This is a genomic window from Clostridium neuense, assembly GCF_045310695.1.
GTDB lineage: Bacteria > Bacillota > Clostridia > Clostridiales > Clostridiaceae > Clostridium_S > Clostridium_S neuense.
In genome coordinates this window covers 149,538-162,043 of record NZ_JBJIAA010000004.1, presented here as the reverse complement: position 1 = coordinate 162,043, position 12,506 = coordinate 149,538, and the positions used below count along the sequence as shown (strand labels likewise).

Genomic DNA, 12,506 nt, shown 5'->3' with positions numbered 1-12,506 from the left:
ATATATGCATAAATGTAATGTCAGCGAAGGTGACATTATTAAGTTCTGAGATTTACCTGAGAGAAACGAAAGGGAAATCATCCTTAACTGTACTCTGTTAATTGTACTCTGTGCTCTAATTTAAATCCAAGTTTTCCGGAGTGAACTTTCAATTTTATAGTTTTCAAGTTATAGCTTACTATCCTGCTTTTTTTATAGTTGACAGAAATACTCGGATTTGATACTATAATTATATTCTAAAGTTTTTTACCCTTTTAAAGGAAGTGAGTTAATGAAACTGTCGACTAAAGGACGATATGGTGTTGAAGCTATGATAGATTTAGCACTCCACTGTAACAATGAGCCTGTTTCAATAAAAAGTATATCGAAAAGACAAGCTATATCTGAAGCTTACTTGGAACAGCTTTTTGCCCCTTTAAGAAAGGCAAATTTAATTAAGAGTATAAGAGGTGCCCAGGGAGGGTATGTGCTTGGAAAAGCTCCTAAAGATATATTTATTTCTGATATTTTAGATGTTTTGGAAGGACCTATAGGAGTATCAGAATGTATTGAGGAAGAAGGAAAATGTGGTAACAGTAATTCTTGTCCTACACGATTATTATGGGTTAAAATTAAAGAAAGTATAGATCGTGTTACTAGTGCTATTAGTTTGCAGGACATGATAGATGACTATAATGGTATAAGAACAAATAAAGAAAAATAAAAGCAGAGACTTATGGGTCTCTGCTTTTTTGAATGTAATTAAAACAAGAGTAGAGTGAAGGATAATTTTTCTCCGCCACTCTACTCTGTTTATAATATTTTTAAGCCCTCAAATTAAATTGCAAGTATATACTTAAGAAAAAGGGTTACCCTATAATAAGGTGATTTTTATGATGAGGAGTAGAGAACTTATCCTTGAAAATGTATACTCTATAAGGGGCAAAAGAATAGGTATAGTAGAGGATTTACTAGTGAATTTTAATACTGGTACAATTGAAGGCTTTAGAATAAATAAGGGTAGTATACTCAGTAGGAGCATATGTATTAGCAAGGATAGTGTAATATGTGTTGCTTCAAAGCTTATAGTTAAAGAGGAAGAGTATAATGGAAACTTTGTTGAATTTAAGAATATAAAGGGTATGGAGGCTGTAAATATTAAGGGAGTTATACTTGGATCAATAGAAGAAATAATATTTGATGAAATGAATTTGGCAATTAAAGGAATTATTATATCAAAGGGTATTTTTGATAATATGATTTCAGGTAAAAAAGTAATTTTACAAGGCGATTATATAATGGGGAAGAGTAGTTTGCTATGTCTTTCTAAGCAGGAAAAGTTTAATTTTGTAAGGATATTTCATGATATTGCAATGGAAGTTGATAAAAATGAAAAAGGTGTATAAGTATATACTAGCTTTAATTTTAATTATAATAATTTTGATGATACTTAGTAAAATTAAAGTGTTTAGATCAGTATTTTATTTAGTTCTTTTAAGCTTTATAGTGGCATACATATTAAAACCAATGCACTTAATTTTAATAAATAGGGGGATAAATAGAAAGATTTCTGCAATGTTTCTTGTAAGCGCTATGATAATTACTATTTTAGGATTTATAATTTTTCTCATCCCATCAATATTAAAGGAGACCTTAACAGTTGATGTTACAAGAACAGAGGTAAAAGATTATATTGAAAAAATACAAAGGGTTATGAAACCATTAGCTAAAATTTCTCCTGGTGAAAATTTGATTATGGGTGTATATGATAAGTTTAATTATGAACTTAAAATTATAATAAATAAAATAGTTAATTCAATTCTTGCAATTTGCGAAAATGCCTTGGATGTAACTGTTTTTCCGATAATATCCTATTACTTTTTGGCAGATTTACATGAAATAAGAAACAGTATTATTAAAATTGTACCTCATAAGTATAGAAATATAGTAGAAAAAATAGTTTATGATATTGATGTTATATTAAGTAGATATACTGTATGTCAGCTTGCGCTATGCATACTTATAGGCACGTTTACATTTATTATCTTAAGTATTATTAAAATAAATTATCCTATATTGTTATCTATAATAAACGGATTATTTAACATAATACCATACTTTGGACCAATATTTGGTGCAATACCTGCAATAATAGTGGCATTGCTAATTTCTCCTAAAAAGGCAATTTATACTGCTGCAGCCCTTTATCTAATTCAAATTATAGAAGGAAATATTATTTCACCTAAGATGACAGGTGACTCAGTTGACATGCATCCTCTTGTTGTTATAGTACTATTAATAATTGGGGAAAAGCTTGGAGGATTTGTTGGGATGGTTTTGGTTATTCCTGCTGCAGTTATATTAAGAGTTATTTATGAGGATTTAAATTATTACCTGTTTTGACACTTAACTATTTTGCTTGACAATGCATTAAATATTAACTATAATTTACTTATCTTTTTAAATACAGTAAAGTGATGATGAGGACTAGTAAATATGTTTCAAATATTTAGAGAAAAAGTGGTTGGTGAAAACTTTTTATTTGGCATTTTGAAGCTGCCTTGGAGCAATAAATTTATAATAAGTGGCACATATGTGTAATTAGGGTGGTACCGCGGAAATTTAGCTTTCGTCCCTTCGTTTGAAGGATGGGGGCTTTTTGTTTTACATATGATTTTGAAATTTTAATAAAGATAAACAACCTTGAAACTTATTTGTACAAAAATGCCGTTTTTTGGGCGTTATGGTGCACATGGATTTCAATAGTTGAACTAGTTTCACTATATAATACAAAAAACATTTTGAGGAGAGATACACTATGAAATATATGGGATTAAACGATATAAGAGAAGCTTATTTAAGCTTTTTTGAAAGCAAAGGACATTTAAGACTTCCAAGTTTTTCACTTGTTCCCAATAATGATAAAAGCTTATTGCTTATTAACGCAGGAATGGCACCTTTAAAGCCATATTTTACAGGACTTCAAGTTCCACCTAGAAAAAGAGTGACTACTTGCCAAAAGTGTGTAAGAACAGGAGATATAGAAAATGTAGGAAAAACTGCAAGGCATGCTACTTTTTTTGAAATGCTAGGTAATTTTTCCTTTGGAGATTATTTTAAAAATGAAGTTATTCCATGGGCATGGGAGTTTATAACTGAAGTTTTAGAATTACCAAAGGATAGACTATATGTGACTATTTACCTTGATGATGATGAAGCCTTTAAAATATGGACTGAAAAAGCAGGCGTAGATCCTAAAAGAATATTTAGACTTGGAAAAGAGGATAATTTTTGGGAACATGGTGCAGGACCATGTGGACCTTGCTCTGAAATACACTTTGATAGAAAAGGCGGGAGGGCAGTAGAAACTATTGAAGAGTTTGTAAAGGCTCAGGATGAAGATAGAATAATAGAATTCTGGAATCTTGTTTTTACACAATTTGATAAAGACGAAGAAGGAAACTACAATAAGCTTTCAAATCCTAATATAGATACAGGTATGGGACTTGAGAGAATGGCCACTATAATGCAGGGAACACAGAGTATATTTGAAGTCGATACTATGAAAAATATACTAAATGAAGTTGCAAGAGTATCAAACGTAAAATACGGAGAAGATGATAAAAAAGATCTTTCTATAAGGATTATAACTGACCACGTTAGAAGTGTCACATTCATGATAAGTGATGGAATACTACCATCAAATGAAGGAAGAGGATATGTTCTTAGGAGACTTTTAAGAAGAGCTTCAAGGCATGGAAAAACTCTTGGAATAGATAAGGCATTTTTATGCAATATTTGTGAGGTTGTTATAGAGGATTCAAAAGGTGCTTATCCTGAACTTGCAGAAAAGAAGGATTATATAAAGAAGGTAATAAAGCTTGAAGAAGAAAGATTTTCTCAAACTATAGATAGTGGTATTCAGATACTTAAAGAGTATATAGATGAAATAGGAAAAGAGGATAAAGTTTTAGACGGAGCTAAAGCATTTAAATTATATGATACTTATGGTTTCCCAATTGAACTTACAGAAGAAATACTTGAAGAAAAAGGAATAAAGGTTGATAGAGACGGTTTTGACAAAGAAATGCAGCTTCAGAGAAAAAGAGCAAGAGAAGCAAGAGAAGAATCAAATTACATGGGTAAGGATATAAAAACCATTGATAAGATAGCATCTGATATAGAAACTGTTTTTACAGGATATGATTCGCTGGAAAGTATTTCAAAAGTTCAAGTTTTGATAAAAAATGAAGAAATGGTTTCGGTATTAAATGAAGGAGAAACAGGAGTTGTAGTTGTTTCAAAAACGCCTTTTTATGCTGAAATGGGTGGTCAAATAGGTGATACAGGATTAATTATAGGAAAACATGGTGAAGCAAAGGTTGTTGATTGTAAAAAGAATATATCTGGTAAAACAGTTCAGTTTGTTGAAATGTTAAATGGATATATAGAAAAAGGTGAGGAAGTTCAGTTAAAGGTTAATGTAGAAAGAAGAAAGAATATTACGAAGAACCACACAGCAACACATATGCTTCAAGAAGCTTTAAAGATGGTACTCGGAAATCATGTACATCAATCTGGATCTTATGTTGATGATGAAAAATTGAGATTTGATTTTACTCATTTTACAGGGGTTACGAGTGAGGAACTTGTTAAGGTGGAAAGAATAGTAAATGAAAGAATAATGAAAATATATGATGTTAAGACTGATGTAATGTCTCTTAATGAAGCTAAAGAAACTGGTGCAACGGCTTTATTTGATGATAAATACGGTGATAAGGTAAGAGTTGTTTCAGTTGGAGATTTCAGCAAAGAATTTTGTGGTGGTACTCATGTAAAAAATAGTGGTGAGATTGGACTATTTAAAATAGTATCTGAAAGTGGCGTTGCAGCAGGTATAAGAAGAATAGAAGCTGTAACTGGTATTGCAGCTGTTGAGTATATAGAGGAAAAAGAAAATTTAATAAGAAGCATAGAAAATGAATTTAAATGTTCAGATAAGGATATAATAAATAAAATAGAGCAGCAAGCATCTGAAATTAAAGCAAAGGAAAAAGAAATAGCTGCACTTAAATCAAAACTTGCAGGCAGTGCTGAGGACGAAATACTTAAAGCTTTAGATGATGTTAAAGACGTAAAATACGCTGCTTATTATGTAAGAGATATTGATGCAAATTCTTTAAGAGAACTATGTGATAAGGTAAGAAATAAAATTGGAGAAGGAGTAGTCCTTCTTGGAACTTCAAGTGAAGATAAAGTTCAATTAGTTGCTATGGCTAGCAAAGGAGCTGTTTCAAGAGGAGTTCACTGTGGAAAACTTATAAAAGAAATTGCAAACATCTGTGGAGGAAATGGTGGAGGAAGACCAGATATGGCTCAAGCAGGCGGAAAGTCTCCTGAAAAATTAGAGTTTGCACTTGGAGAGGTAAAAAAAATACTGGAAAAATTAGTAAAGTAGTATACAATTACTATAATATGATTTATAATGATATTAAAGCACAAATTTACTACTAAATAAAAAGGGGTGAATATGTAAAATGGGGAATATAAATAATGACGATACAATAGAATTTGATGTACTAAAAAATAAAAAGGACTTAACAAAAGCAATTTTAAGTGAAGTATATAAAGCATTAAAAGAAAAAGGATATAATCCGGTAGACCAATTGGTTGGATATCTAATATCCGGTGACCCTACTTACATAACTAACTACAATGGTGCACGTGCTTTAGTTAGAAAATTAGAGAGAGATGAAATACTAGAAGAAGTTTTGAAATCTTATCTTGATGTTAAATAAAAGTGCCCCTTTGGGGCATTTTTGTTTTATGACTGCAGCAAACTATTAAAAATGCATTGAAGATGTCAGGAAAATTTTTATTACCTAACATTTTATTATATATGTAAGGAGTTATTAAATGAGGATACTAGGAATAGATGTTGGAGATAGAACCATAGGTATGGCAATAAGTGATCCGCTTGGTTTTACGGCCCAAGGCATAGGAACAATAAGAAGAAAAAATGAAAAATACGATATTGAAGAATTGAAAAAGATTTGCGATCAATATGGTGTTGATACTATAATATGTGGTCTTCCTAAAAATATGAATGGAACCGTAGGGCCACAAAGCGAAAAGGTATTAGCATTCTGTGAAATAATAAAGGAAGTTATTAAGCTTCCAATACAAATGTGGGATGAGAGGCTTACAACGGTTGCTGCTCATAGAGCTATGCTTGAGGCTGACTTATCTAGAGCTAAGAGAAAAAAAATAGTTGATAAGGTTGCAGCTACATATATTTTGCAAGGTTATTTAGACAGCATATACAAAAGTAAAGTTTGACAAAATGTTATTTGAAATCTAAAATATAATATAATACTGGAGGATTTAATTATATGGAAAATGATGTAGATAAAATAACCCTTTTAGATGAAGATGGAAAAGAAAATACATTTGAAGTCGTAACTAAAATGGATATTGAAGAAAATGAGTATGTAATTGTTATACCTGAAAATGCACCTGAAGATTCAGAAGCTATAATACTTAAAATAGGTAAAGATGAAAATGATGATGATATTTTGTTTACTGTTGAAGATGACGAAGAATTTAGAATTGTATCAGAGGCATATGAGTCTTTATTTTCTGGAGATTCAGAATAATATATGTTGATTTAACTTTTTGAAATGGGTGATAAGAATGAGTATGATGTCTCAGGAAGATATCGAAAAGCTTAAAAGTAATCTTAAAGATAAAGGCTATAAACTAACTCCACAAAGGAGAGCGGTTTTAGATATAATAATAAAAAGTGAAGGTAAACACCTTACAGTTGAGGAATTATATGATCTAGTTAAGGTTGAGTGTCCGGAAATTGGTCTTGCAACTGTTTATAGAACTATACAGCTTCTAGAAGAAATAGGAGTTGTTTCTAAACTTGAGCTAAATGACGGATGCAGTAGATATGAATTAGTTCATGGAAGTGAGATTCATCAACACCACCATTTAATTTGTACTAATTGTGGTAAAGTAATGGAGGTTCAAGGAGATTTGTTAGAGAGTTTAGAAGAAAAAGTTGAAAAACAATATGACTTCCTTGTTAAAAACCACAGCGTTAAATTTTATGGTTTATGCAGTGATTGTAGAAAGAAGCTGTAAATTTCAAATAATTTATAGTTGATATAAAATATAAAAAAAGGAGGGGAGAACCACGCGAAGAGAAAAAGATAAAATAAAAATAATTCCCCTTGGTGGTGTAAATGAGATAGGTAAGAATTTAACGGTTATTGAATACAAGAATGAGATAGCTGTTATAGATTGCGGCCTTAAATTCCCAGATGAAGAGATGTTTGGTATAGATATTGTAATACCAGATGTCAGTTATTTAATTAAAAATGCAGAAAAGGTTAAAGGAATATTTTTAACACATGGCCATGAGGACCATATAGGTGCGCTTCCATATGTGTTAAAAGATTTGAATGTTCCAGTATATGGTACAAAGCTTACTATAGGAATAGTTGAATCAAAACTTAAGGAACATAATTTGCTCGGTAGTGTAGATTTAAAAATCGTTAAGGCAAGAGATATAGTTAAGCTTGATAGCATGTCTGTTGAATTTATAAGACAAAGCCATAGTATTGCTGATTCTGTAGCTATAGCTATTCATACGCCAATGGGGGTTATTCTTCACACCGGGGATTTTAAAATCGACTATACTCCTATAGATGGATGTGTCGCTGATTTTGCCCGTTTTGCGGAACTTGGCAAAAAAGGAGTACTCGCAATGCTGTGTGACAGCACAAATGTTGAAAGACCAGGATATACGAGGACTGAACGTACGGTAGGAGAAACATTTAATAATATATTTGCAAAGACTAAAGGTAGGCTTATTATTGCCACATTTGCTTCAAACATTCATAGAATACAGCAAATAGTTGAAGCAGCCGAAAAGTATGACAGAAAAGTTGCTGTTTCAGGAAGAAGTATGGAAAATATTGTGGCAGTTGCTATAGAGCTTGGATATCTCAAAGTTAATGATGGTGTTGTTATAGGAGTTGATGCAATAAACAGATATCCAAATGATAAGATTGTAATTATAACAACAGGAAGTCAAGGAGAGCCTATGTCAGCACTTTCAAGAATGGCAGCTTCAGAACATAAAAAGATAACCATTCAAGAAGGTGATACTGTAATTATATCTGCAAATCCTATTCCAGGAAATGAAAAGCTAGTTTCAAGAGTTATAAATCAACTTTTCAAAAAAGGTGCAGATGTTATTTATGAAGGACTTGCAGATGTACATGTTTCTGGCCATGCATGTCAGGAAGAATTAAAAATGATGCACACTCTTTTAAAGCCAAGGTTCTTTGTGCCTGTTCATGGCGAATATAGACATTTGAAACAGCATGCAGAACTTGCAGTAAGCTTGGGTATGCCAAGGCAAAATATTGTGCTTTCAGACAATGGAGACGTTATAGAAGTAGCAAGAGACGGTATAAAGAAAAGTGGCACAGTAATTTCAGGGCAAGTTTTTGTAGATGGACTTGGTGTTGGAGATGTTGGTAATATTGTTTTAAGAGATAGAAAACATTTATCTCAGGATGGAATACTAACTGTTGTGGTTACCATAGAAAAAGAAAGTGGAAGTGTTATTGCTGGACCAGATATTATTTCGAGAGGATTTGTTTATGTAAGAGAATCTGAAGTTTTAATGGATGAAGCAAGAGAACTTGTAAAGAATGCACTTAAAGAGTGCGAAGATAACCACATTAAGGAATGGGCTGCTATTAAGTCAAATATTAAGGAAGTTTTAAGAGGATTCCTATATGAGAAAACAAAGAGGAAACCAATGATACTACCTATAATAATGGAAATATAACCCTTTGAGTTAAATAATATTATCAATTTGACATTTTAGGATAGTAATATTAAAATAAATTGGGTACGATTAAGTATCCAATTTATTTTTATGATATTTAAAGCTAATATTTTACAATATATGGAGGAAAAAGAATGGAAAAGTTTACCAGAGAAGATATAAGGAATGTTGCAATAATTGCGCACGTTGACCACGGTAAAACAACTCTTGTAGATGCGTTATTGAAACAAAGTAATATATTTAGAAGTAATGAAAAAGTACAGGAAAGAGTTATGGACTCAAATGATTTGGAAAAGGAGAGAGGCATAACAATACTTTCTAAAAATACGTCTGTAATGCATAAAGGAATTAAAATAAATATAGTTGATACTCCAGGCCATGCTGATTTTGGTGGAGAAGTTGAGCGTGTTCTTAAAATGGTTGATAGTGTACTTTTATTAGTTGACGCTTTTGAAGGTCCTATGCCACAGACAAAATTCGTATTAAAAAAAGCATTGGAGCTTGGATTAAAGCCAATTGTTGTTATTAATAAAATCGATAAACCAAATGCCAGACCTCAAGAAGTTGTGGATTTAGTATTTGATTTATTTGTTGAATTAGGTGCAAATGATGAGCAGTTAGAATTCCCAATAGTATATTCTTCAGCTAAAGCTGGAATTGCTAAGTATGAACTTGAGGATGAAAGCAACTCTATGGAACCAGTATTTGAAACTATTATTAAGAATGTAAAAGCACCAGAAGGATATTTAGATGCTCCATTCCAAATGCTTGTTTCCACAATTGATTCAAATGAATATGTTGGAAGAATAGCCATAGGTAGAGTTGAAAGAGGATCTATTAAGAAGAATGAATCAGCTGTTCTTATTAGAAAAGATGGAGAGAAAGAAAATGTTAGAATTTCATCTTTATTTACTTATGATGGATTAAAAAGAGTTGATGCTGATGAGGTTAAACTTGGTGATATCGCAGTTGTTGCAGGTATACCAGATGTTAATATAGGCGAAACTATTGCTGATGCTTCAGATCCAGAGGCAATTCCTTTCGTTGAGATAGATGAACCTACATTAAGCATGTACTTTATTGTAAATGACTCTCCTTTTGCAGGAAGAGAAGGGGATTTTGTTACATCAAGACATTTAAGAGATAGACTTTTGAAAGAGCTCGAAACTAATGTAAGCTTAAAAGTTGAAGAAACGGACTCACCTGATAGATTTAAGGTAAGTGGAAGAGGAGAGCTTCATCTTTCAGTTTTAATTGAAACTATGAGAAGAGAAGGCTATGAATTTCAAGTATCAAAGCCTATGGTAATTTATAAAGAAGAAAATGGAAAGAAATTAGAACCAATAGAGGCATTAACAATAGATGTACCTGAAGAATTTATGGGTGTAGTTATGGAAAAGCTTGGACCTAGAAAAGCTGAACTTGTAAATATGACTTCAGCAATTAATGGTTATACAAGATTAGAGTTTAAAATTCCTTCAAGAGGACTTATTGGTTTCAAAAATGAATTGATGACTGATACTAAAGGAAATGGAATAATGAACTCAGTACTTGAGGATTATGAGCCATATAAGGGAGATATACCTGAAAGATCTAGAGGATCAATAGTTGTATTTGAAACAGGAACTTCTGTTGTTTATGGATTATACAGTGCTCAAGAAAGAGGAAAGTTATTTATTGGTGCAGGAGTAGATGTTTACCAAGGAATGGTCATTGGAGAATGCGCGAGAGCTGAAGATTTAGAAGTTAATGTTTGTAAGAAAAAACATCTTTCAAATACTAGATCATCAGGAGCAGATGATGCATTAAAATTAGTTCCAATAACTGAAATGACTTTGGAAAAGTGTCTTGAATTTATAGCATCTGATGAATTGGTAGAGGTTACACCAAAGAGTATTAGAATGAGAAAGAAAATACTTGATACTAACCTTAGAAGAAAAAACAGAGGAAAATAGAGAACCATAATTAAGGGGAATGGGTCTATGGAGATTAAAAAATTATTTGCTAAAAGAAAAATTTCTATTTTGATTTGTTCTTTGCTTATTATTTTAATTGGGGTATTATATATAAGTAGGACAATAGAAAATCCATTTAAAGTGAATAATAAATATAGATTTGAAGTAAAAAAAGATGATAATTTATATAAAATAATAGATAGACTAGGCAAGAATGATTTGATTAAAAATAAGTTTTTACTTAAGGCATATGTGAAATATAAAAAATTTCCCGGTGAAATTAAACCGGGATTTTATTCAATAAAAGCTGGAGAAACCATAAATTCTCTTGTAAGTGATATGAACAATGGAACTTTTGATGATACATATATTAAAGTAACAATACCAGAGGGATTTGAAATAACGCAGATAGCAAGCACCTTAGAAAAAAAAGGAATAATATCAAGTAGTAATTTCTTGAAGGCTTGCGAGGAATATAATATTCCTAGTTATATTAAGAATGATAGTAAAAGAAAGTATAAACTTGAAGGTTATCTTTTCCCGGATACTTATGAATTTAAAAAGAATGCAGAGGGAAAAGCTATAATAGATACTATGCTCCAAAGATTTAATTCAGTATTTACTGAACTAAAAAAGGAGTCTGATGGTAAAATAGATGACATTGATAAGATAATAACTATGGCTTCAATTATAGAGCGTGAAGCAGAGGTTCAGAAAGAAAGAGCGGTAATCTCATCGGTTTTTTATAATAGAATAAAGCTTAATATGAAGCTCCAATCTTGTGCAACGGTAGAGTATGCACTTGGATATCATAAGGATAAGCTGACATATAATGATCTTAAAGTAAAATCCAACTATAATACTTATCTAGTAAATGGCATGCCCGAGGGACCTATATGTTCGCCAGGTAAGAATTCAATAGTTGCAGCAATTAAACCAGAAAATACAGATTATATTTATTTTGTAGCTAAGAATGATGGAACACATTTTTTTACAAGGAATTATAGTGAATTTTTAAAGATGAAACAAAAAACTCAGGGATTTTAGTTTTGGAGGAATTCTAATGAGCAAAATAATGTATGATTACATTGAAAATTATATAAGAAAATTGATTCCTGAAGAGCAAGGATTTCTTAAGGAATTAGAGCAATATGCAAAAGATAATAATGTGCCAATAGTTCAAAAAGAAACTGCTAAGTTTCTTCAATTAATGGTAACAATAAAAAGGCCACTTAAAATACTTGAGCTTGGAACTGCTATAGGGTATTCTGCGATTTTAATGGCTACTAATTCAGAGGCTCATATAACGTCTATAGATAGAAGCGAAGAAATGGTAAATATAGCACTCCAAAATATACATAAATATGGAATGGACAAAAGAATAAATGTTATATTAGGAGATTGTATGGAATCCCTCAAAGGACTTAAGGATGAATATGATATTATATTTATAGATGCTGGTAAAGGTCATTATGAAGACTTTTTTAATGAATGTCTTAGAATGCTTAAAAAGGATGGAATTGTAATAGCAGATAATGTACTATTTAGAGGCATGGTGGCAAATAGAGAATTATTACAAAGAAGAAAAATCACCATAGTTAAAAGAATGAAAAGCTATCTTGACATGGTTTCGAATGATAAAAATTTGATTACTTCTGTGATTCCAATGGGAGATGGAATTGCAGTTACAACAAGGAGGTAAG

12 protein-coding genes and 1 other annotated feature are annotated in these 12,506 nt (G+C 31.4%); all 12 genes read left to right on the top strand.

Features of this window, described 5'->3' with window-relative positions:
• The first annotated feature begins 271 nt into the window (after positions 1 to 271).
• The 12 genes from ACJDT4_RS05940 (at position 272) to ACJDT4_RS05885 (ending at position 12,505) form a co-directional block, all read left to right on the top strand.
• Positions 272 to 703: an RrF2 family transcriptional regulator gene (locus tag ACJDT4_RS05940; RefSeq protein ID WP_406786623.1), complete on the top strand. Its 432-nt coding sequence runs from the start codon at positions 272 to 274 to the stop codon at positions 701 to 703.
• A gap of 169 nt (positions 704 to 872) precedes the next feature.
• The gene (locus ACJDT4_RS05935) at positions 873 to 1,385 is read left to right on the top strand and encodes a PRC-barrel domain-containing protein (RefSeq protein WP_406786622.1); all 513 of its coding nucleotides are present in this window, start codon (positions 873 to 875) and stop codon (positions 1,383 to 1,385) included.
• On the top strand, positions 1,369 to 2,382 hold the full coding sequence (locus tag ACJDT4_RS05930) for an AI-2E family transporter (protein ID WP_406786621.1): 1,014 nt from the start codon (positions 1,369 to 1,371) through the stop codon (positions 2,380 to 2,382). Before ACJDT4_RS05935 ends, ACJDT4_RS05930 begins: the two co-directional genes overlap by 17 nt.
• A gap of 65 nt (positions 2,383 to 2,447) precedes the next feature.
• Positions 2,448 to 2,619, top strand: a binding site (T-box leader).
• Between the two features lie 178 nt (positions 2,620 to 2,797).
• On the top strand, positions 2,798 to 5,437 hold the full coding sequence (gene alaS, locus ACJDT4_RS05925; RefSeq protein ID WP_406786620.1) for an alanine--tRNA ligase: 2,640 nt from the start codon (positions 2,798 to 2,800) through the stop codon (positions 5,435 to 5,437).
• A gap of 79 nt (positions 5,438 to 5,516) precedes the next feature.
• Positions 5,517 to 5,777 (top strand): IreB family regulatory phosphoprotein, encoded by a 261-nt coding sequence (locus ACJDT4_RS05920; protein WP_406786619.1) that lies wholly within the window; start codon positions 5,517 to 5,519, stop codon positions 5,775 to 5,777.
• Positions 5,778 to 5,895: 118 nt separating this feature from the next.
• A complete protein-coding gene (gene ruvX / locus ACJDT4_RS05915; protein WP_406786618.1) occupies positions 5,896 to 6,318 on the top strand; it encodes a Holliday junction resolvase RuvX in 423 nt (140 codons plus the stop codon).
• Positions 6,319 to 6,371: 53 nt separating this feature from the next.
• A complete protein-coding gene (locus ACJDT4_RS05910; RefSeq protein WP_406786617.1) occupies positions 6,372 to 6,635 on the top strand; it encodes a DUF1292 domain-containing protein in 264 nt (87 codons plus the stop codon).
• Between the two features lie 37 nt (positions 6,636 to 6,672).
• Positions 6,673 to 7,128, top strand: coding sequence for a Fur family transcriptional regulator (locus ACJDT4_RS05905; RefSeq protein ID WP_406786616.1), 456 nt, complete (start codon positions 6,673 to 6,675; stop codon positions 7,126 to 7,128).
• Between the two features lie 73 nt (positions 7,129 to 7,201).
• Positions 7,202 to 8,848 carry a ribonuclease J gene (locus tag ACJDT4_RS05900; protein WP_406786757.1) on the top strand — a complete coding sequence of 549 codons (1,647 nt, stop codon included), beginning with the start codon at positions 7,202 to 7,204 and terminating at the stop codon, positions 8,846 to 8,848.
• A 134-nt stretch (positions 8,849 to 8,982) separates the two neighbouring features.
• Positions 8,983 to 10,803, top strand: a complete 1,821-nt coding sequence (gene typA, locus ACJDT4_RS05895) for a translational GTPase TypA (RefSeq protein WP_406786615.1) — start codon at positions 8,983 to 8,985, stop codon at positions 10,801 to 10,803.
• 27 nt (positions 10,804 to 10,830) lie between these two features.
• Positions 10,831 to 11,850 carry an endolytic transglycosylase MltG gene (gene mltG / locus ACJDT4_RS05890; protein ID WP_406786614.1) on the top strand — a complete coding sequence of 340 codons (1,020 nt, stop codon included), beginning with the start codon at positions 10,831 to 10,833 and terminating at the stop codon, positions 11,848 to 11,850.
• A 16-nt stretch (positions 11,851 to 11,866) separates the two neighbouring features.
• Positions 11,867 to 12,505 carry an O-methyltransferase gene (locus ACJDT4_RS05885; protein WP_406786613.1) on the top strand — a complete coding sequence of 213 codons (639 nt, stop codon included), beginning with the start codon at positions 11,867 to 11,869 and terminating at the stop codon, positions 12,503 to 12,505.
• The last annotated feature ends 1 nt before the right edge of the window (position 12,506 follow it).